Origin of the sequence: Flavobacterium rakeshii, assembly GCF_009741375.1 — a bacterium.
Taxonomy (GTDB): domain Bacteria; phylum Bacteroidota; class Bacteroidia; order Flavobacteriales; family Flavobacteriaceae; genus Flavobacterium; species Flavobacterium rakeshii.
Window position 1 is genome coordinate 16,492 of the sequence record NZ_WOWP01000011.1, and the last position, 21,695, is coordinate 38,186.

At 37.4% G+C, this 21,695-nt stretch carries 17 protein-coding genes; 1 reads left to right on the forward strand and 16 read right to left on the reverse strand.

Translation table 11 applies throughout. The features are described 5' to 3' along the window. The 14 genes from kynU to GN157_RS02760 form a co-directional block, all read right to left on the reverse strand. A complete protein-coding gene (gene kynU / locus GN157_RS02695; RefSeq protein ID WP_157481590.1) occupies window positions 1–1,281 on the reverse strand; it encodes a kynureninase in 1,281 nt (426 codons plus the stop codon). A 103-nt stretch (window positions 1,282–1,384) separates the two neighbouring features. Continuing rightward, window positions 1,385–2,434: a tRNA preQ1(34) S-adenosylmethionine ribosyltransferase-isomerase QueA gene (gene queA, locus GN157_RS02700; protein WP_035133879.1), complete on the reverse strand. Its 1,050-nt coding sequence runs from the start codon at window positions 2,432–2,434 to the stop codon at window positions 1,385–1,387. A gap of 98 nt (window positions 2,435–2,532) precedes the next feature. Beyond that, window positions 2,533–3,756 (reverse strand): 3-phosphoshikimate 1-carboxyvinyltransferase, encoded by a 1,224-nt coding sequence (locus tag GN157_RS02705; protein WP_157481591.1) that lies wholly within the window; start codon window positions 3,754–3,756, stop codon window positions 2,533–2,535. 4 nt (window positions 3,757–3,760) lie between these two features. Beyond that, entirely contained in the window at window positions 3,761–3,970 is a 210-nt protein-coding gene (locus tag GN157_RS02710) for a hypothetical protein (RefSeq protein WP_157481592.1), read from the reverse strand. A 38-nt stretch (window positions 3,971–4,008) separates the two neighbouring features. Beyond that, a complete protein-coding gene (locus GN157_RS02715; protein ID WP_035133884.1) occupies window positions 4,009–4,335 on the reverse strand; it encodes a nucleotide pyrophosphohydrolase in 327 nt (108 codons plus the stop codon). Window position 4,336: 1 nt separating this feature from the next. Further along, a complete protein-coding gene (locus GN157_RS02720; RefSeq protein ID WP_157481593.1) occupies window positions 4,337–6,286 on the reverse strand; it encodes a DUF3857 domain-containing protein in 1,950 nt (649 codons plus the stop codon). 2 nt (window positions 6,287–6,288) lie between these two features. Continuing rightward, window positions 6,289–8,304 (reverse strand): DUF3857 domain-containing protein, encoded by a 2,016-nt coding sequence (locus GN157_RS02725; RefSeq protein ID WP_157481594.1) that lies wholly within the window; start codon window positions 8,302–8,304, stop codon window positions 6,289–6,291. Continuing rightward, a complete protein-coding gene (locus GN157_RS02730; protein WP_157481595.1) occupies window positions 8,305–10,317 on the reverse strand; it encodes a DUF3857 domain-containing protein in 2,013 nt (670 codons plus the stop codon). It lies immediately after the preceding gene. Window positions 10,318–10,347: 30 nt separating this feature from the next. After that, complete coding sequence (locus GN157_RS02735; protein ID WP_157481596.1) at window positions 10,348–12,249, reverse strand: DUF3857 domain-containing protein; 1,902 nt, start codon at window positions 12,247–12,249, stop codon at window positions 10,348–10,350. 49 nt (window positions 12,250–12,298) lie between these two features. Then, on the reverse strand, window positions 12,299–12,751 hold the full coding sequence (gene dtd, locus GN157_RS02740) for a D-aminoacyl-tRNA deacylase (protein WP_157481597.1): 453 nt from the start codon (window positions 12,749–12,751) through the stop codon (window positions 12,299–12,301). Continuing rightward, window positions 12,751–13,722 (reverse strand): ribosome small subunit-dependent GTPase A, encoded by a 972-nt coding sequence (gene rsgA, locus GN157_RS02745; protein WP_157481598.1) that lies wholly within the window; start codon window positions 13,720–13,722, stop codon window positions 12,751–12,753. The genes dtd and rsgA overlap by 1 nt, the downstream gene beginning before the upstream one ends. Before the next feature lie 35 nt (window positions 13,723–13,757). After that, a complete protein-coding gene (locus tag GN157_RS02750) occupies window positions 13,758–14,846 on the reverse strand; it encodes a bifunctional 3-deoxy-7-phosphoheptulonate synthase/chorismate mutase type II (protein ID WP_157481599.1) in 1,089 nt (362 codons plus the stop codon). A 63-nt stretch (window positions 14,847–14,909) separates the two neighbouring features. After that, complete coding sequence (locus GN157_RS02755; RefSeq protein WP_157481600.1) at window positions 14,910–16,055, reverse strand: pyridoxal phosphate-dependent aminotransferase; 1,146 nt, start codon at window positions 16,053–16,055, stop codon at window positions 14,910–14,912. Then, entirely contained in the window at window positions 16,052–16,879 is an 828-nt protein-coding gene (locus tag GN157_RS02760; RefSeq protein WP_157481601.1) for a prephenate dehydratase, read from the reverse strand. The genes GN157_RS02755 and GN157_RS02760 overlap by 4 nt, the downstream gene beginning before the upstream one ends. Before the next feature lie 284 nt (window positions 16,880–17,163). On the opposite strand from GN157_RS02760, the gene gldA reads away from it, so the two are divergent. Then, window positions 17,164–18,060: a gliding motility-associated ABC transporter ATP-binding subunit GldA gene (gene gldA, locus GN157_RS02765; protein ID WP_157481602.1), complete on the forward strand. Its 897-nt coding sequence runs from the start codon at window positions 17,164–17,166 to the stop codon at window positions 18,058–18,060. A gap of 2 nt (window positions 18,061–18,062) precedes the next feature. Here the strand turns inward: gldA and metF are convergent, their stop codons facing one another. Next, complete coding sequence (gene metF / locus GN157_RS02770; protein ID WP_157481603.1) at window positions 18,063–19,019, reverse strand: methylenetetrahydrofolate reductase [NAD(P)H]; 957 nt, start codon at window positions 19,017–19,019, stop codon at window positions 18,063–18,065. Then, entirely contained in the window at window positions 19,020–21,695 is a 2,676-nt protein-coding gene (gene metH, locus GN157_RS02775; protein WP_157481604.1) for a methionine synthase, read from the reverse strand.

A 21,695-nucleotide genomic window follows, 5' to 3' on the forward strand; every position in this document is an offset into this window, starting at 1 on the left:
TTATTTGTGTGACTGTATACCAGCCTTTAAAATCTGACCAAACTCATACATATCTTCAAACGAACAGTACAACGGTACCGGTGCCAGCCTGATTACGTTAGGCTCTCTCCAGTCGGTAATAACACCATTCTCCATTAGATAATCAAATAACGACCTTCCTTCACCGTGAAGATAAACCGAAATTTGGCTTGCTCTCTCTTTAGGTTCAGATGGTGTAATAACCTCAAAGTTACCGTTTACTTCCTTATCAATTTCATGAAGTACATATTCCAGGTATGATGTAATCAAATCACGCTTTTGTATAAGTGCCGGCATACCTACCTCATCAAACATCTCTACCGATGCTAAATATGGCGCTAAAGAAAGTACAGGTAAACAACTTACCTGCCATCCGTTTGCTCCACGGATAGGATCAAACTGCGGCTCCATTAGGAATCTTCTTTCCTTATTGTGACCCCACCATCCTGCAAAACGAGGAAGATCCATATCATTGTGGTGCCTTTCGTGAACAAATGCTCCCGATGCATTACCCGGACCTGAGTTCATATATTTATAACTACACCATGCAGCAAAGTCAACGTCCCACTCGTGCAGTTCCAAATGGATATTACCTGCACCGTGAGCTAAATCCCACCCTACATAAGCACCGGCATCCTGACCTGCTTTAGTGATGGCCTTAATATCAAACACCTGACCTGTATAGTAGTTTACACCACCCATTAAAACAAGAGCGAGTTCGTCACCTACTTCATTAATAGTATTAATAACATCTTCATGTCTTATATTATGCTCACCCGGTCTTCTTTTAATCTCTACAATTGCATCTTCCGGATCATAACCGTGGAATTTAACCTGGCTTTTTATCATGTACTGATCGCTAGGAAATGCTTTCTCCTCACAAATAATCTTAAACCTTTTTTGTGTAGGCTGATAAAAAGTAACCATCATAAGATGTAGGTTCACCGTTAGGGTATTCATTACTGTTACCTCACTTGGCAAAGCACCAACTACCTTACTTAACGGAGCTGCAAAACGCTCGTGATAATCCCACCAAGGCTTATCGGCATAAAAGTGACCTTCTACAGCCAGTTTACCCCAGTCGTCCATTACTTCGTCAACATAGGCTTTAGTCCTTTTTGGTTGTAACCCCAGCGAGTTACCCGTAAAGTAAATTACCTGCTTACCGTTTACATGAGGAAAAATAAATTCGTCCCTGTATTTGGCAAGTTTATCGTTGGCATCAAGCTGCCTTGCAAATTCTCTAGTATTTTGAAATTCCATTGTTATTTGTTTGTTGGGCCGTAAAATTACATAATTAATAAAAAAACAGGAAACAAAAAATCCTGCCGTTAAAAGCAGGATTAATTTTTTATCATTTTTCTAATTAAAGAATAAGCATTGCATCTCCGTAAGAGTAGAACTTATAGCCTTCTTTCACCGCCTCTTCATAGGCTTTCTTCATTAAATCGTGCCCCATAAATGCACTAATCATCATAAGAAGTGTAGACTTTGGCGTATGGAAGTTAGTAATCATACAATCGGCAACACTAAAATCGTATGGAGGGAATATAAACTTGTTAGTCCATCCCACATAAGGATTTAATGTTTTTTGTGAAGAAACCGAACTTTCCATTGCTCTCATAGTAGTTGTACCTACAGCACACACTTTTCTTTTAGCAGCTTTAGCTTTGTTTACAATATCACAGGCATCCTGAGTAATGATTAACTCTTCAGAATCCATTTTGTGTTTAGAAAGATCTTCAACCTCAACCGGGTTAAAAGTACCCAAACCAACGTGAAGTGTAACTTCTGCAAAGTCGATACCTTTTATCTCAAGCCTTTTTAAAAGGTGCTTAGAAAAGTGAAGCCCGGCAGTTGGTGCTGCAACAGCTCCTTCTTCTTTAGCATAAATAGTTTGGTAACGGTCTGCATCTTCAGGAACAACTTCCCTGTTTATGTATTTAGGTATTGGAGTTTCTCCAAGCTCATTAAGTTTAGCTCTGAACTCTTCGTATGAGCCATCATATAAAAATCGTAAAGTCCTTCCTCTTGAAGTAGTGTTATCTATAACCTCAGCTACAAGAGAATCATCATCTCCAAAATAAAGTTTATTACCTATCCTTATTTTTCTTGCAGGATCTACAAGCACATCCCAAAGACGTTGTTCTGAATTCAGTTCACGTAACAGGAAAACCTCAATTCTCGCTCCGGTTTTTTCTTTATTACCATATAAACGGGCAGGAAATACTTTAGTGTTATTAAGCACCATTACATCTCCTTCGTCAAAATACTCAAGAATATCTTTAAAAAGCCTGTGCTCAATAGTATTTGTTTTTCTGTTAACCACCATTAAACGGGATTCATCCCTGTTTTCTGCAGGAAATTCAGCCAGCAATTCTTTTGGCAGATTGAAATTGAAGTTTGATAATTTCATCTTTGTATTTTTAATTGAGTGCAAATATACTACCGCAAAACAGGGGTTGTCAAGTATTTTGGGATATATTTATTTTTTAACTGACAAAAGCCTTTAATTTAAAGCGTTTTTACAGCTATACCCACCTGTTTCATATCGTCCCAAAATGATGGGTATGATTTAGAAACCACACCTGCATCATTTATTATAATGGATGTTTTTAATGCAAGCGGAGCAAATGCCATTGCCATACGGTGATCGTTGTAAGTATTTATAGCTACATCACTATTTATATGTACCAATGGCTCTAATGTTAGAGAATCATCAGTCACGGCAACTACAGCACCCAGTTTGGTAAGTTCTGTTTTAAGAGCTTCAAGCCTGTCGGTTTCCTTAATTTTAAGGGTATGCAGTCCGGTTAAATGGCATCCAGTTCCTAAACCGAAACAGGTTACAGCAATGGTTTGGGCAATATCGGGTGTATTTACCAAATTTAAACTGAGCTGTTTTTGTGCCTCACCTGTGTTTTTTAGTGTGATTGTATTTTCACTAAAAATTGTTTCAACGCCCAGTTCTTTATAAATCTCTGAAAGTGCACTATCTCCCTGAAGGCTTTTTTGCACATAAGAGGAAAGGTTTGCTTCAGTTCCTTTTTGAGCTAATGCTACTAATGAATAAAAATAAGAGGCACTACTCCAGTCACTCTCTACTGTTAACGTGATTGGATTAACCTGCTCTATAGGCTTAACCTTAATTAGGTTATTCTCTAAAATTGCCGATATCCCAACCTGATTTAAAAGATTAAGTGTCATTTGCAGATAAGGCAACGATGTTATTTCTCCGTCGAGAGAAATCTCAAGTCCATTTTTAAGTTTAGCTGCAACAAGTAATAAAGCTGTTATATACTGGCTGCTTATATTTGCCTTTAATGTAACCTTGTCACAAACTATATCTGTTCCTGTAATCTTTAACGGCGGATAACCTTCATTCCCTACATATTCTATTTTAGCTCCCAGGCTTTTTAAAGCATCTACAAGTATACCTATAGGGCGCTCCTTCATTCTGGCAGATCCTGTAAGCACTACTTCCTTACCGGGAGTTACAGCAAAATAAGCCGTAAGAAAACGCATGGCAGTACCGGCATGATGAATATCTATCACATTATCATTACTGTTTAATGCTTTAGTCATAACAGATGAATCATCTGAGTCGGAAACATTTTCTACAGTGATTTGAGAATACAAAGCCTGCAATAATAAGAGTCTGTTAGACTCTGATTTACTTCCCGTTATTTGTATTGACGAAGAAAGCATCCCGGAGGATGCTTTTAGTAGAATATTCATTAATCTAAATATTTTTATTTTTCTTACTAAACCATTTCCCTTCTCTAATCTTTGACAGTATGAACATATCGCACAATGTCATAAACAAAGTAAAGCTTGCCATAAAGCGCCATTTGTTCTCAAAATCGTGCCACCCGTCAATAAGGACAAGAATAGCAGCAAGCGGAAAATAAACAACCATCCCCCCAATAAAATGTGCTATTTTGTTTTTCATAATCATTTAGGTTTGTAACAACTCAAAAATAAGAAATTTTACTTTAGTTTTTCATTATTGTGATGACGATCGTGATCACGTTTGGTTTTAAGGTCCATTTTTTTATCAAAAGCAGCTTGTAAGTCTACTCCTGTTTGGTTTGCAAGGCACAGCACTACAAAAACAACATCGGCCAGCTCTTCACCTAAATCCTTATTTTTATCGCTCTCTTTTTCACTTTGCTCACCATAACGTCGTGCAATAATCCTTGCTACCTCTCCTACCTCTTCGGTAAGTTGTGCCATATTGGTTAGCTCATTAAAATAACGAACACCGTGTTCCTTTATCCAGTTATCAACTTCCTGCTGTGCATTTTTAATATCCATTTTATATTTTTTTAAGTACTATTTTCTCTGCCTGTTTTTTTAAAGTTAACCCTTCCATCTCCTTAATACTGTCATAGTATTCCGGTCCAACTGTCGAATAGTTTTGCGTACTTATACACAGCACCTGTATCTGGTTACCTGAACTGCTTAACCTGAAAGTAAAATCAGTTATACCGTCTACACTTGAAAGACGAGTTGCCTCCGGCATTGATTCAATCGCATAACCTTCGGGAATGGCAAACACAAAGTTATATCTTACCTGCGAAGGATACACAAAATCTAATGAATATAATCGCTTTTCCTCATTAAAACTATTTTCAGTTTCTGTATGAAACAGTAACGGTGATAAATATATCATATCTCCAACTACTTCGGCATGCCCTACAGATTTAAAATTATAACTAACCTGAGCTTCATTTTCCGTATCTGCTTTATATTCCAAATCACTTATCTCAATATCTCCCATAGAGCTTTCCAGCTCATCCATGTGCTTATCGTTAGGAATATTGTCAAAATACATTTTATACATCATGGCATCATAATCAGAATATTTACAATTCATCTTGCCGCTTACAGTACCATCTGCACTAAGCTGAGCACTTACAAATACCATTTCTTTTGACAGCTTTTCAGTATTAAGCTTTACTTCCTTCCAAGTATTGTTATCCCTTAACAACCATCCGGAAGCATTTAAATCTCTTACAGGAAGCATATCCGGACTTGAAAAAGGCTCAGTAGCGTCCAGCAGAATTTGTTTATCGTTTACCTCAACAGCACATATAACAAAATCATACGAATAAATACTTGCATAGGTGGCCAACCCGTTATCTTTTGTACTTAACACAACAGGATTTGCATTAAGCCCGGCATATCGTAGCATAGCTGTAAGCATAAGGTTTATTTCTGCACAGTTACCCGATCTCTCATCATATGCTTTTTTCACTCCGTCACTACAGTATAAACCATGTTTTTCATTCCAGGACATCCTCTCTTTTACGTAATTAAAAACAATAGTGAGTTTTTTATCATTATCATTTACTCCATTAATTAAAGCATCAATATCATCTTTAAAATAAGAGGTTTTTTTAATCTCACTACCAAAGTCATCATCATCATACAGCGTTTTTGCTACCGACTCCCAATTATTACTATACTTTGTTTCTTTTTCATCTAAATCCCTAAAAGATGCTAACTCGTGTTTTACATACAGCCTGTAATTATCCGGATTATCTATATAACTCTCTGTTTTAAATGCGGGAAGATTTTCAATAGAATAGGTTTGTTTAATTTCCTGAAAGGTAATTTTTGCACTTCTGGCATATAATGATTTCCTGTTAACTTCTGCATCTTCCTTTAACTCATAGTAAGGATTTAAAATCCTGTTATAGGTAAAAAGCTGAGGAATATTTACAGTATACTCTATATAATTTACCGGAATTTTTTCCTGAAAATACCAATCAGGAAAACTATGTATATAAGGTGACTTGACGACGTACTTGTATTCTATAACCGATCCTTCTTTTACATCCTGAAGCATTATTTTTTTCACCCTTCTGGTAGAGCTTACCTCATCTGTATGATCATCTCCTTTTTTAAGAGAGGTTTTCTCTATCTCACCGTTTACAAGATTATAAGTAGAAGCTTCTTCAAAAGTAACCGACTCCCCATTTACTCTTTTGTAATAATAAGGTACCTCAACGTTTCCATATTTGTAACCTTTTTTTGTATACACCTTTAACCTTACCTCAACCTCTGTAATAATAACCCAATTATCATTATCTATTTTAAAGTGAGTATTACCTTTTTTGTATAATATCGCTGCATCTGCCGAAGGGTCTAGCGGATGTTCTTTCTCCATCAGTTCTTCTTTAGATACTTTACTTAACCTAAAATCGCGGGCAAAAACTGTACAGGCAAAACTCACAAACAGCAAGGTGAATATATTTCTCATAACTATTCTTTTATCAATACTATTTTCTCTGTTTGCTTTTTAACCAAATCTGCGTAGAATGCTTTTAATCCATCATAATATTCAGGATTAATACGGGCATATTTAACGTCTTCCTGAGCTATGATTTGTATTTGGTTATTTTGATTTACAGCCACCACAAACTTATAAGACACAAAATCGTCTTGTGTACCTAACACCATTGATTCCGGCAACGACTCAACCTTATAACCCTCTGGAATATTTATAGTGATAGCATATCTTTCCTGACGCGGATACAAAATATCAATAGGATAAACTCTTTCTTCCTGTTTAAAAGGGTTTTGTGTCAAACCCAGCATAAGCATTGGAGAAAAAAACATTTTATTACCCGCTACATCTATGTCACTTTTAAACGAAACTTCTTCTACTACTGCCTTATCAACCTCATTAACATTTAATACATTATATTCTTCAACCCTTATACCATATCTATTTTCCAGTTTTCTGATTTTATCATCGGCAGAAGCATTGCCGTTTTCTTCTCTGTACATTAAAGCTTCATAGTCAAAATACTGCTTTTTCATATTAGCATCTATTTGCCCATCGGCATTTAGAGAAGCTATAAGCATAACATTTGTTTTGGATTTTTTTTCGGGCATCAAACTAATTTCCTTAGCCTTAAGCTCATCAGTAATCATCCTCCCGAAAACATTAAGAGTTCTTACAGGAACCACATCAATACCGGCATTTTTACTTGTAGCATCAAGTAGCACTACCTTACCCGGTAACTGGGCTCCGGCAATAACATAGTTAAACTCGCTTCTATTCACAAAAGCCACGTGCCCTTTATCCCTGGTACTTAACAGTATTGAATTAGCTTTTACACGGGCATATTTAAGCATGGAAACCAGCATAAGGTTTATATCGGCCGAATTACCTGTTCTGTTCTCATATGCTCTTTTTAAATTACCTGTACACAAATATGACTTCTCTCCGTTCCAAGCCATCCTGTTTTTAACGTAATCAAAAATAAGCTCAACTTTTTTCTTCTCTTCAGTTACTCCAGTTAAAAGGGCATCAATATCTTCCTTGTAGTAAGACTGATTTTCAATTTGTTTCCCAAAATCCTCGTCCTCATATATTTTGGCAGCAACAGTATCCCAGTCTGAAGCATATTTCTTTTCAGCTTCTCCGGGCATTTGTGAACTGGATAACTGATGCTTAATGAAAGACCTGTAATTATTAATGTTATCTACATATACCTCATTCTTTAAAGCAGGTACATTTTCGGCTTTATAGGTGTATACATTTTCAGTAAATGTTAATGATGCCTTTTCTGATTTATTAGACCCGCTCGACGTACCATAAACTCCTTTACCTACAGATGTACTATACTCCCTGTAGGCATTTCTGGTTTTTTTATCCTGTTCTAAAGGAAAATAAGGACTCAATATCCTACTGTATACAAAACACTGAGGCACTGCAAATTCAACCTCCGATTTTTTAACCGGAATATCTCTTTGAAAATACCAGTCTGGTAAACTTGCTATGTAAGGTGTTTTTTTAATGTAACGAAACTCAATAATACTTCCTTCCTTTACATTAGGAAAGGCCACTTTTTTAACCTTCCATTTTTTATTTACCTCTTCATTAAAAACTTCATCATCTTTAATTTTGGTTTTATCTACCTTTCCGTCTACAAGATTATAAACTACAAGATCTGAAAAATCAACACTTTCACTATTTACTCCATCAACATAATAACTCACGCCTTCATTAGCATAAGCATACCCCTCTTTATTATAAACCTTAAGCCTTACAAAAACATCGGTCACTATAATCCATTTCCCCTGACTGTTAAAATCAAAAGAAATTTCTCCTTTTTCATACAGTATAGCTGCCCTAGCATCTATATCATACGGGCATGCTTTTTCTTCAAGTTCATTTTGAGAAACTTTCCCCGGCTTATAGTTTTGCGCAAATAAAGTAGCTGTAGTTAACAACAACAATAAAACACTTATTTGTTTTCCTGTTTTCATTTAAATCTTTTTTGTAAGTACAATTTTTTCGGCCTGCTTTTCTACCATTTTTTGGTAAAAATCTTTAAGCACAGTATAATATGATGGTGAAACAGATGCATAGTTAATATCTGAAATAGCTATAAGCTGTATTTGATTATTTTGTGCCTGTATAGTAAATTTAAAAGACCCTATATTATCTTCCATACCAATAGCTAATGATTCTGGCAGGGACTCTACCTGATAGCCTTCCGGTATTTTTAAATTAATCATATACCTGTACTGTGTAGGAAAAACAAAATCTATTGGATATTCTCTTTTTTCCTGTTTAAAAGGGTTTTCATCATCAGTAAAAAACAATAACGGATTAATGTAAATTTTGTCGCCAATTACATCTGTAACATTATTATGGATAAAACTATACTCTTCTGTTACTGGCTTTTTAAAATCATCATAAGCTACTGTATAATCATTAATCTCTATACCGTCATATCTTTTTTCAAGATTTTCGAGATAACTATCCTGATTTGCACCGCCATATGATTCTCTAAAAACATAAGCATGATAATCAAAATACTGATCTCTTGCTTTACCCGATATTACTCCGTCTTCACTTATTTCACCTATTATGGTAACAGTCTCTTTTGAATTGAACTGAGGAAGCATACCTATGGCATATGAAGTCCCGTCTTTCTTTATAAGCCTGCCCTCCCAGTTTAGAGACCTTATTGGTCTTATATTTGGCAATGCAGCTTTTGAACTGGCATCAAGAAGTATAATCCCTCCGTTAAGTTCAACAGATGTAATTACATAATTAAAAGCCGATCTGTTTGGGTAAAGTGCTATTTTACTTGACCTTGTTGTTACTAATACCGGATTTGCCTCTAAGCCTGCATAGTTTAACATTGCAGTAAGCATAAGGTTTATTTCGGCTATATTTCCTGTTTTATTTTTATAAGCCTGCTTAATACCATCGTGACAAGTATAGCCGTAATAATCATTCCAGTTCATCCTGTCTCTTACATAACCAAATAGTATTGCTATTTTTTCTTCCGGAGATGTAACACCCGCTATAAGAGCATCAACATCATTTTCGAAATAGTTAGTTTTTTTAAGCTCTCCTCCAAAATCATCATTCTTGTAAATAGTTTTAGCCAAATCTTCCCACGTATGAGAGTATGATTTTACGGTCTCATTAGGGTATTGGGTCATGGTAAGCTCATGCTCAATACTACTGGTATAATTATCTATATTGTTAACAAAACGCTCTCCTTTTAACATTGGAGCATTCTCTATAATATAAGTTACAACATTTTCTGTATAATCAATCTCACTGGTTGAATAGTTAGTTTTGGCACTATAGTTATTATTTTTACTTCTTGTTGACGATGTGTATGTAAACTTCTTATTGACTCTTGTTCTGTTAACCTTAGGTACAAGGTACCCCCTAAACACAGGATTAAAAGTATAATACTCGGGTATCCTTGTTGTATATTCAGAATAGTTTACCGGGATAGATTCCTGAAATCTCCATTCTGGAAAAATACTGGTAAAAGGAGATCTTATTTCATAGTGATATTCTACTATACTACCTTCTTTCACATCGGGCATTGTTATTTTTTTTTGCCTGTAAAACTTACTTATTTCCTCATCAAACTCGCCTTCACTTTTTAGCTTCGTTTTTTCTACTTTACCATCTACAAGGTTATAAGTTGTAGCCTTTTTAAAATAAACGTTCTCATCTCCATTATCAGACTGATAATAACTTACAGCCTTGTTAGCCCATGCATACCCTTCTTTGGTATATATTTTTATTTTCATGTCAACTTCGGTAACTAAAGTAAAACCATCTCTCTCTGAAAGATCCATATAAGTTACTCCTTTTGAAAACAATATCGCTGCCGGCGCTGTTGAGTCTGAAGGGTGTCTTTTTTGAGCTAACTCTTCTTTAGTCACTTCACCCAGCTCATATTTTTGGGCATAAGTAGTATAGCCTGTTAAAAACAGGAAAATAAAAAATTTGAAAATCTTCATAATTGTAAGGTTTTGGTTTGGTTTGTGTTGTTATTGTTTTAGTAATACTACTTTTGCATTATCATTACGGCTTATTTTTTCCCTAAATTGCCTGTACAGATCGTAATCTGTTTTTTCATACATTCCCTTGTTAATCACAAGGGTCCTTTTATACACTAGTTTATTCCCCTCTACAAGATTACATTCTGCCCTGTATTCACCAAATTTCTCTTTAATATCTATTGAATTAGGCATTGCCTCTATAGTATACCCCTGCGGTAATGTTACAACAATCTCATCATTATCGCTATAACCACGTAAAACCTCAAAAGGATTATATCTTTTCCTATAGCGTTGTGGCACATTATCATTTTGATTAAAAGCATTAATAGCAAATATTAGCCTGTCTCCGCTTAAACTTGCATAACTATCACCTTCAAGCTCCAGCACCTCTGTAAACTCAGTATCATTACGATTATTGGAAAACTGTATTTTGTTTAGTTTAAGGTTATTGATATTACTAAAATATCTTGATTTATAAATTTTATTCAAATCATCCTGAGACTTCCCTTCAAGAATGTACTTATTATCATATTGTATACCTTTTGAAACTACTGTAAGTCCGCCAACTATTTTTCCGCTTTCAGACAAAGTATAATTACCGCTAAGCAACTGCGAACTCTCCTCATTTTCATACACATGAGTACGTATTAACTCTCCACCTTCAGGCTTTAAAACAAGCGCCATCCTATCATCGGTAAAATCACCTTGAAATGCAAACGGAACAACCTGACTGGTACATTCAAGCCATATCATTTCGTCATTATCCGGAATTGCCAGTATCATATGATTACCCTGCATACAAACAAAATCATTTGTAATATCTCTCTTTCTTGTATCTCCATATATAACTGTACAGTAAGATTCAACACCAACCTCTTTTAACAAAGCCCTGGTATAATTTGAAAGTGCTTTACAATCACCATAGCCTAACCTGTCTACATCCTTAGCAAGCATAGGCCTCCAGCCGCCAATACCAAGCTGAATGCTCACATAACGGGTTTTATCCTGCACGTACTTGTATACAATTTTTGCTTTTTTAAGCTTATCGCTTTCTGTACCAACCAGTTCTTTTATTTTTGCTTTAGTTTCATCAGGAAGTTCATCGGTACCTACAAGGAGGTTATTGTAATACCAGGCGCCAAACGAAGCCCAGTCTGAAAATTCACCATCTACCCCTTCAAGGTGAACACTGGTTAACGAGAACATTACTTTTGGCATTATAGAAGAATATGGAGTATATGCCTCAGCCTTAATAGCATGAACATTTTGACATGTCAATTTAAGCTGTCCCTCCTGCTTCTGTGTAGTTACAGTAATATCATCAGTATTATATTCTTTATACCTAAACCCAAGGCTTGGATCATAAGTAATGGTATATTCTGATTTCTCAACCGATGTAAATAGTCCGTCTACAGGAGCCCACGGAGAAATAAAAACAGTATTTATAGTTTCAACTTCACTCTCATAAACCACAGTAAAAGGATATTGTACAGGTGTATAATCAAGATACAGAACCTTATTATCTGTTATCCCTGCCCCCTGAGAAACCGAAACCATTTTAAAATCTTTTTTCCTGATTTTTTTTATCTCACTCCCTGCTGCATTATATATTATGGCCTGTAAAGATTTAATTTTTTCTGAATCAGAAAAATATTCCTGAAAACCGGCGCTTTCAAATCCTGTTTCGTTAAAAAAAGTAATTACTTTTTTCTTATTAACTTTCATGGATTTACGTGAAGAAATTTCAACATTTGCAGTACTTAAACGCACAACAGCGTTAGCATGCTCTTTTAATTCTGAAGGAATGGAAAATGCTGATAAATTTTCCTGAGCTTTAAGATTATAACAAAAGAACAGTAATAGTAAAGGTGTGTAAATTTTTAAAAACATTTTGTTAAAACTTTTATCCAAAAATAACCGTTTTTAACAAAACAGAAAATTATTCTTTGTTTTTTGAATCAATCAAAATAGTTACAGGTCCGTCATTTACAAGAGCCACCTTCATATCGGCACCAAATTCACCCGTTTGAATAATCTTTCCTGTTCCCTGTTGTAACGTTTTAACAAAGGTCTCGTACAGCGGAATAGCCACATCTGGCTTTGCTGCTTTAATATACGACGGACGATTTCCTTTTTTTGTAGCAGCATGCAGTGTAAACTGACTTACAACAATAATATCACCATCGGCTTCGGTAACACTTAAGTTCATTACCCCGTTATCATCGCCAAAAATCCTGAGTTTAGCTATTTTGGCACATAACCAGTTTATATCTTCATTAGTATCGGCATCCTCAATACCTACAAGTATTAAAAGTCCTTTTTGAATGTCGGCAGTTTTCCTGCCCTCTATAGTTACAGATGCTTCGCTTACTCTTTGTATTACTACTCTCATTATTCCTGATTATCATTGGCACGACCATCGCCATAAATATCGGTTCGGTAATTCTCGTCTTCTCCATCCAGCATTTGCAGATAACTCTTATAACGTGACCAGGATATCTCGTCATTTTCCAGAGCATCTTTAACGGCACAATGCGGCTCATCTTTATGCAGGCAGTTGTTAAACTTACACTGATCTTTAAGTGCAAAAAACTCCGGAAAATAATCTCCCAGTTCATCCTTCTCCATATCTACAATACCAAAACCTCTTATACCCGGAGTATCTATTATTTTGGCATCAAAATCAAGCTCAAACATTTCGGCAAAGGTAGTGGTGTGCTGCCCCTGGCTATGTTGTTCGGATATTTCTTTGGTTTTAAGGTTTAGAGAGGGCTGTAGCTTATTAATAAGTGTTGATTTACCAACCCCCGAATGACCGGAAAACATGTTTACATTACCTTTCATCATCTCCTTAAGCTCATCAATACCTTTATTTTCGGTAGCCGAGACTCTTAAACATTTATAGCCTATAGTACTGTATATATATTGCAGGTAAAGCTGCTCGTCCAGTATCTCTTCGGTAAAAGTATCTATCTTATTAAAAACAATTACTGCTTCAATACCATAAGCCTCTGCTGTCACTAAAAAGCGGTCTATAAAACTGGTAGTGGTAACAGGGTTGTTTATGGTAACTAGGAGGAAAAGCTTATCAATATTAGATGCTATGATATGTACCTGCTTAGAAAGGTTTACCGATTTACGAATGATATAATTTTTTCGCTCGTGGATATTATGGATTAGCCCCGTAGTATCGTCTGAAGTTTCATCGAGTTCAAAATCTACCAAATCTCCTACTGCCACCGGATTGGTACTTTTAATTCCTTTAATACGGAATTTACCCTTAATACGGCATTCATAAAAGTCGCCGGCTTCCGTTTTAACGGTATACCAGCTTCCGGTAGATTTATAAACAAGTCCTGTCATTCGGCAAAGATAAATATTTTAACTCCATGAGTTTATTAATCCTTTCTATTTATAACATTTTGCTGATGGCTAATACTTTCCTCATGTATCGCCTTAAATATACCCATAATAAAATCTTCGCTTAACCCCTTCTCATTACCCTGTACAATCATTTTGTCAAGTATCTCTACCCAACGTTTGTTTTGAAGCACGGCTACATTCCTGTCTTTTTTAAGCTGACCTATCTCGTCGGCTATCTTCATTCTTTTTGCCAACACATCTATTATTTTAGAATCCAGTTCATCTATATTAAGTCGAAACTTATTCATTTTCACTGTAAACTCATCTTCTGTATCGGTTTCCTTCCTTACTTTTAAATCCTTACATATTTGCTTAAGCGCATTGGGAGTAACCTGTTGCGCTGCATCACTCCAAGCATTATCAGGGTCAATATGAGTTTCAATTATAAGTCCGTCATAATTAAGATCAAGTGCCTTTTGTGAAACATCCTGTATCATATCTCTTTTACCCGCAATATGTGACGGATCGCAAATAAGCGGCAGATCGGGAAAACGGTTTTGAAGCTCAATTGCCAGTTGCCATTCGGGTATATTTCTGTATTTTGTTTTTTCGTAAGTCGAAAAGCCTCTGTGAATAACACCTAGTTTTTTAATCCCCGCATTATGCAGTCGCTCTACCGCTCCTATCCATAAAGCCAAATCAGGATTTACCGGATTTTTAACCAACACAATCTTATCTGTATTTTGTAATGCATCGGCAATTTCCTGTACTGCAAAAGGGTTTACTGTAGTACGCGCCCCAATCCATAGCACATCAATATCATGCTCTAAGGCTAACTGAACATGGTTGGCATTTGCCACCTCTACAGCCATAGGCAGTCCGGTTTCGGCTTTAGCCCTTTGCAGCCATTTAAGCCCTATAGCACCAACGCCTTCAAATCCTCCCGGCCGGGTTCTTGGTTTCCATATACCGGCCCTGAAAAAACTGGCGTCAGAATCTTTAAGTTCGTGTGCAATTTTAAGTACCTGTTCTTCTGTTTCGGCACTGCAGGGACCTGCTATTAAAAGTGGATGTGACAGGTTTAAATCATCCAGCCACGTTCTCATTAATATATCGTTTTCCATTATTACAACTCTGTACAGCACTAGGCTGTTTTAATATTTTACAAATTTAACTTATTACTTTTACTAAAGGCGCTGTATCGCCTCACTAATTTGGCTTTCGTTTACACACAGTGAGAACCTAATATAGCCTTCTCCAGCCGAGCCGAAAACCGTACCGGGTGTTATAAAGATATCCTTACCGTAAAGCACCTCATCTATATAGGCTTCTGCCGAGGTTATCTCTTGCGGTAATTTAGCCCACACGAATAATCCTGCCGAATCGGTTTTATAAGTACATCCCAGCTTTTCTGCCAGTTCGTATATAAGCTCCCGTCTTTTTCCATAGGTTTCATTGAGCATAGAAAACCAGCCTGAATCACTGTTAAGTGCTGCTACTGCTCCCTTTTGTATACCGTAAAACATGCCGCTATCCATATTGCTTTTTACTTTTAATACCGAAGCTATCAAATCAGGATTACCGGAAATCATTCCTACACGCCATCCGGCCATATTGAATGTTTTACTAAGAGAGTTTAACTCCAGTGCAACATCTTTTGCTCCCTCTACCTGAAAAACAGAAAGCGGACTATCATTAAGCACAAAGCTATAAGGGTTATCGTTTACTATTAAGAAATCGTGCTTTTTAGCCAGTGCCACCAGTTTTTCAAACATGGCACGACTACCTTTTGCTCCTGTTGGCATATGCGGATAATTGGTCCACATAATTTTCACCCTGCTCCAGTCTGTCTCATCGAGAGCATCAAAGTCGGGTTCCCAATTATTCTCTTCATTCAATGTATAAAATACAGGCTCCGCCCCCACCAAGCGGGTTGCCGAAATATAAGTAGGATACCCCGGGTTTGGTATTAGCACCTTATCTCCTTCATTCAAAAAAGCCATGGAAACATGCATTATTCCTTCCTTCGACCCCATTAATGGTAAAATCTCTGTTACCGGATTCAGTTCAACATCAAAGTGCCTGCTGTAAAATCGCGCCATGCTTTCCCTTAGTTCAGGCAAGCCCTGATAGCTTTGATACTCATGTGCAAAACTATCGTTTACCGCATTACTCATCGCTGTAATTACCTGTGGCGACGGCGGTAAATCAGGACTGCCAATTCCCATATTAATAACCTTTTTCCCCTGGGCAACCATTTGCCTCACTTCTCTTAATTTGCCGGAAAAGTAATACTCCTGTATCTGTTCCAGTCTTTGTGCCTGTGCTATCATACTTTTCCGTTTTTATATTCGCCTAATACTTTAAATTGTGTGGTCATTATCTCTAATACCGATTTTGCCTTTTCATAGTTTCTGTAATCATCAAAAACCATATCGGCAAAAAATGAGTACTGAAAAGGCTTCTCGATTATCGGCATTGATTGTATTTTGGTTAGATTGAGTTTACAGTCATTAATCACATTAAGTACCGTTGCAAGACTACTGGGGGTGTCGTTTAGCTCAAACTTTACCGACACCTTACTAACCTCATCTTTATTTACCGGATTACATACCGACTGTAAAACCACAAACCTTGTTTTATTATTTTTTATAGTGTGAATAGACTGTGCCAGTATATCCAAATCAAAAAACTGCGCAGCCATAGGACCCGCTACCGCTGCTATACCTTTTAACTGTTTTTCGTTTATACGCTGGGCGGTTTCGGCAGTATCAACACTTTCCACCAGTTTTATATGCGGATACCTGCTAAAAAAATTAGCACACTGCAGTAAAGCTATAGGATGTGAATGCACCTCATTTATATCTTCAATTGTCTGCCCCTTCAATGCCATGAGATTCATGTTAATATCAAGGTAATACTCTCCTGTAATACAGAGGTTATTCCTATCTATAAGCGCATAGTTTGGAATAATGGAACCTGCTATGGAATTTTCGAGCGCCATTACTGCATGCCGGGACTTTTGGCTTACCACACTGGTAACCAAATCAGGAAACGTCATACACTCATCAAACAAAATGTCGTTACCAAAATAAGCCGTAGCTACCTGATGATGAAATGATCCTTTAATACCCTGAATTGCGATTTTTATTTTCATATATATCCAAAAAAAATCCCGACGGTTAGGTCGGGATCTGTATATCAATTTAAATTCTAAATGATTATTTTAATACAATACAATCCCGCCCCTCTCTGTTAAAGAAGAAATAGAAATAAGCGCTAAAGAAGTTTGTATTGAACATCTTTGGGATTGTTTCCTGCTAAAATAGGAAATTTTTCTTTTCAAAATACACATTAGTAAAAATTAATCATCATAAAATTGGAACCTGCAGCGTTATCATATTGTTTTCTTATTATTTTTGTTCCAAATACAGGTAAATTATGTCTATAGAAGTTAAGGATATCTCTAAGAGCTATGGTGCACAAAAGGCACTTAATAATGTTTCATTTTCTGTAAAGAAGGGAGAGATCGTAGGTTTCCTTGGTCCTAACGGTGCCGGAAAATCTACCCTTATGAAAATCCTTACTACTTTCCTTATTGCCGATGAAGGCACGGCAAGTGTAAACGGACATGATGTTACTACCGATGAGAAAGCCGTACAAAAATCGGTAGGTTACCTGCCGGAACATAACCCGCTTTACCTTGACCTGTATGTTAGGGAATACCTTGCTTTTAATGCCGATGTTTACAACGTTGCCAAATCACGTATTGAAGAAGTAATACAACTTACCGGACTTACCCCCGAAGCGCACAAAAAAATAGGTTCGCTTTCTAAAGGATACCGTCAGCGTGTAGGGCTTGCCACCGCATTACTTCATGATCCTGAGGTACTGATACTGGATGAGCCTACAACCGGGCTTGACCCTAACCAGCTTGTAGAAATACGCGACCTTATAAAAAACATAGGGAAAGATAAAACCGTTTTCCTTTCTACCCATATTATGCAGGAAGTGGAAGCCATTTGCGACCGCGTTATCATTATTAATAAAGGAGAGATTGTAACCGATAAAAAACTGAATAACCTTGTAAAGGATTCTCAGCAGGTTATTGAAGTGGAATTTGATACTGCTGTAGAAGAAGCAAAACTAAAAACGCTTGATAATCTTACAATCGCCAAAAACGTACAGGGACACATATGGGAACTTACGTTCTCTACGGATAAAGACATGCGCCCTGTAATTTTTGACTTTGCACAAAATAACGGCATCAAGACGTTACAACTTAATTTGAAGAACAGAAACTTAGAGTCTGTCTTCAGGGAAATGACTAAAAAGTAAGGTTAAAAAATCTCCTTACCTATTGCTTTTATATTATCTGATTTACCCATAGAGTAGTAATGTAATACAGGTATACCTGCTTTTACCAACTCCTTACTTTGGGCAATACACCATTCTATACCTATCTGTTTAACGGCATCGTTATCTTTTGCTTTTACCACTTCCATAATAAGCTCATCGGGCATATCTACCTTAAAGCGGTATGGAATCTGGTTTAATTGTTTTTTTGTAGATAGTGGCTTTAACCCCGGAATAATAGGCACGGTAATACCCTCTTTCCTGCATTTGTCTACAAAATCAAAAAACTTCTTGTTGTCAAAAAACATTTGGGTTATTATATATGATGCCCCGTTCTTAATTTTTTGCTTTAAGAAATAAATATCACTATCAAGGCTGGGTGCCTCCATATGTTTTTCAGGATACCCCGCCACACCGATACAAAAATCGGTCGCCGATGTATTTTGCAAATCGTCATCCAGGTAAATACCTTTATTAAGATTCACAATTTGCGACACCAGTTCGCTGGCATACTGGTTACCCTCTTTCTCCGGCTTAAAGTATATTTCGCTTTTTACCGCATCTCCCCTTAAGGCTACTACATTGTCTATCCCTAAAAAGTCAAGATCAATCAAAAAGTTCTCGGTATCCTCTTTGGTAAAGCCACCGCAAAGGATGTGCGGAATAGCATCTACCCCATACTTGTTTTGTATAGCAGAACATATCCCTACCGTACCCGGGCGCTTTTTAACTACCTTTTTTTCCAAAAGTCCGTTTGCCAACTCTTTATAGGTATACTCTTCCCTGTGGTAGGTAACATCGATAAAAGGCGGATTGAATTCCATTAACGGATCAATACTATCAAAAATAGACTGTATGTTTTGCCCCTTTAACGGAGGTAGTATCTCAAAAGAGAACAATGTTTTGCCGTTTGCATTTTCTATATGCTCAGTAACTTTCATTTAATCTGCAATATTTGGGTTAAGCCATTTTACGGCTTCATCAATAGTTATATTTCTTCTTTTGGCATAATCATCAACCTGGTCCTGTTTAATTTTACCAAGTCCGAAGTACTTACTTTCAGGATTACCGAAGTAGTACCCCGACACCGATGAAGCCGGCCACATGGCAAGGCTTTCGGTAAGCGTTACACCTGTATTTTTCTCTACATCCAGTAATTCCCAGATGGTTGTTTTCTCTAAGTGATCAGGGCAGGCAGGATATCCCGGAGCCGGACGTATACCTTTGTAAGCTTCTTTTATAAGTTCTTCGTTTGAAAGCTCTTCATTTGTGGCATAACCCCAAAACTCTTTCCTTACCTTTTCGTGCAGGTATTCGGCAAAAGCCTCTGCAAAACGATCACCCAGTGCTTTAACCATTATAGAGTTATAATCGTCATGGTTATTTTCAAACTCGGTAGCCTTTTCATCCACACCAAAACCGGTAGTTACACAAAACGCACCCATATAATCTGTTTTACCAGTATCTTTAGGACAAACAAAATCAGACAGGGCAATATTTGGAGCACCCTTGGTTTTTTGCGACTGCTGCCTTAGCGTAAGGAAGGTAACCAGTTCATTTCCGCTTTCGTCATAAACAGCAACATCATCATCGTTTACCTGATTTGCCGGAAATATTCCGTACACTCCTTTTGCTTCCATCCAGTTTTCCTCAATAATAGAAGTCAACATTTTTTTAGCATCATCAAACAGGATCACTGCCTGCTCTCCTACTACCTCATCGGTAAGTATATCAGGGTACTTGCCATGCAGATCCCACGTACGGAAAAACGGAGTCCAGTCAATATAAGGTACCAGTTCCTTTAACGATGGCGAAATAGCATGTATACCTGTTTTCTTTGGCTTATAGGCAGTATAATTCTCCCAGTCCAACTGAAGTTTGTTAGCCCTTGCATCGGCTATGGAAAGGAAATCCTTATCTCGCGAACGGTTTAAGTAACCTTCCCTAAGCTTGTCGTATTCTTCCCTTATGGTTCTGGAATATTCGGTTTTTGTACCTGTATTTATAAGATTTCCGGCCACAGTTACCGCTCTCGAAGCATCGTTAACATGCACCACAGTTTCCTTATACTCAGGTGCTATTTTTACAGCCGTATGCGCTCTTGAGGTTGTAGCTCCCCCTATCATGATAGGAATTGTTATATTCAGTTTATCCAGCTCTTTAGCTAAATACACCATCTCGTCAAGCGACGGCGTTATCAGTCCGCTCAACCCGATAATATCTACTTCTTCCTTAATAGCGGTTTCAATAATTCTTTCGGGCGGAACCATTACCCCAAGATCTATAATCTCAAAGTTGTTACACCCCAGTACTACCGATACGATATTTTTACCAATGTCGTGCACATCACCTTTTACGGTTGCCATCAAAACCTTACCTGCCGAAGTTCCCTTACCTTTACCTTCTTCAATAAAAGGCAACAGATAAGCCACTGCTTTTTTCATTACACGTGCCGACTTAACCACCTGTGGCAGGAACATTTTACCACTACCAAACAGGTCGCCCACCACATTCATACCCGCCATTAGGTTTATCTCAATAACCTCAATAGGTTTTGCAGCCGAAAGACGTGCTTCTTCCACATCGGCTTCTATAAATTCGTCAACCCCTTTTACAAGTGCATGGGTAATCCTTTCCTGCAACGGAAGCGATCGCCATTCCTGCACCTGCTTCTCTCCCGACTTTGCATCGCCTTTTACATTTTCGGCAAAAGCCAAAAGACGTTCGGTAGCATCGTCCCTGCGGTCAAGCAGTACATCTTCCACATGTTCTAAAAGTGCAGCATCGATTTCATCATATACCTCCAGCATTTCGGGATTTACAATCCCCATATCCATACCGTGCTTAATAGCATGATATAAAAATGCCGAGTGCATTGCTTCCCTTACCTTATCGTTCCCCCTAAAGGAGAATGACACATTACTCACTCCTCCACTTACGTGGGCATAAGGCAGGTTTTGCCTTATCCACTGTGCTGCCCGGAAAAAGTCGAGTGCATTTTTGCGGTGCTCCTCCATACCGGTAGCTACAGGGAAAATGTTCGGGTCAAAAATGATATCCTCAGGAGGGAAGTTTACCTTATCAACCAGTATATCGTACGATCGTTTACAGATATCTATACGTCTTTGGTAATTATCTGCCTGACCTACCTCATCAAATGCCATTACTATTACAGCGGCACCATAACGTTTTACTTTTTTAGCGTGTTCAATAAACAGTCCCTCACCCTCTTTAAGACTGATGGAGTTTACCACGCTTTTACCCTGTACCACTTTAAGCCCTGCCTCAATAATCTCCCATTTGGAGCTGTCTATCATAATAGGCACACGGGCAATATCGGGTTCAGATGCTATTAGGTTAAGAAATGTTGTCATAGCACTAACACCATCTAACATCCCTTCATCCATATTTATATCAATAATCTGGGCACCACCCTCTACCTGGGCACGGGCAATATCAAGCGCCTCTTCATATTTTTCTTCCTTTATAAGGCGCAGGAATTTTCGGGATCCCGTAACATTAGTACGTTCCCCTACATTTATAAAATTACTCTCGGGCGTAACGATTAACGGTTCAAGCCCCGACAGCTTTAAATATCTTTGTATATTCTCCTTCAT

What these genes read in the sequence shown, in the direction of transcription:
- kynU (WP_157481590.1), bottom strand. Translation starts at nt 1,281, where the DNA reads ATGGAATTTCAAAATACTAGAGAATTTGCAAGGCAGCTTGATGCCAAC.
- queA (WP_035133879.1), bottom strand. Translation starts at nt 2,434, where the DNA reads ATGAAATTATCAAACTTCAATTTCAATCTGCCAAAAGAATTGCTGGCT.
- GN157_RS02705 (WP_157481591.1), bottom strand. Translation starts at nt 3,756, where the DNA reads ATGAATATTCTACTAAAAGCATCCTCCGGGATGCTTTCTTCGTCAATA.
- GN157_RS02710 (WP_157481592.1), bottom strand. Translation starts at nt 3,970, where the DNA reads ATGAAAAACAAAATAGCACATTTTATTGGGGGGATGGTTGTTTATTTT.
- GN157_RS02715 (WP_035133884.1), bottom strand. Translation starts at nt 4,335, where the DNA reads ATGGATATTAAAAATGCACAGCAGGAAGTTGATAACTGGATAAAGGAA.
- GN157_RS02720 (WP_157481593.1), bottom strand. Translation starts at nt 6,286, where the DNA reads ATGAGAAATATATTCACCTTGCTGTTTGTGAGTTTTGCCTGTACAGTT.
- GN157_RS02725 (WP_157481594.1), bottom strand. Translation starts at nt 8,304, where the DNA reads ATGAAAACAGGAAAACAAATAAGTGTTTTATTGTTGTTGTTAACTACA.
- GN157_RS02730 (WP_157481595.1), bottom strand. Translation starts at nt 10,317, where the DNA reads ATGAAGATTTTCAAATTTTTTATTTTCCTGTTTTTAACAGGCTATACT.
- GN157_RS02735 (WP_157481596.1), bottom strand. Translation starts at nt 12,249, where the DNA reads ATGTTTTTAAAAATTTACACACCTTTACTATTACTGTTCTTTTGTTAT.
- dtd (WP_157481597.1), bottom strand. Translation starts at nt 12,751, where the DNA reads ATGAGAGTAGTAATACAAAGAGTAAGCGAAGCATCTGTAACTATAGAG.
- rsgA (WP_157481598.1), bottom strand. Translation starts at nt 13,722, where the DNA reads ATGACAGGACTTGTTTATAAATCTACCGGAAGCTGGTATACCGTTAAA.
- GN157_RS02750 (WP_157481599.1), bottom strand. Translation starts at nt 14,846, where the DNA reads ATGGAAAACGATATATTAATGAGAACGTGGCTGGATGATTTAAACCTG.
- GN157_RS02755 (WP_157481600.1), bottom strand. Translation starts at nt 16,055, where the DNA reads ATGATAGCACAGGCACAAAGACTGGAACAGATACAGGAGTATTACTTT.
- GN157_RS02760 (WP_157481601.1), bottom strand. Translation starts at nt 16,879, where the DNA reads ATGAAAATAAAAATCGCAATTCAGGGTATTAAAGGATCATTTCATCAT.
- gldA (WP_157481602.1), top strand. Translation starts at nt 17,164, where the DNA reads ATGTCTATAGAAGTTAAGGATATCTCTAAGAGCTATGGTGCACAAAAG.
- metF (WP_157481603.1), bottom strand. Translation starts at nt 19,019, where the DNA reads ATGAAAGTTACTGAGCATATAGAAAATGCAAACGGCAAAACATTGTTC.
- metH (WP_157481604.1), bottom strand. Translation starts at nt 21,695, where the DNA reads ATGAAGGAGAATATACAAAGATATTTAAAGCTGTCGGGGCTTGAACCG.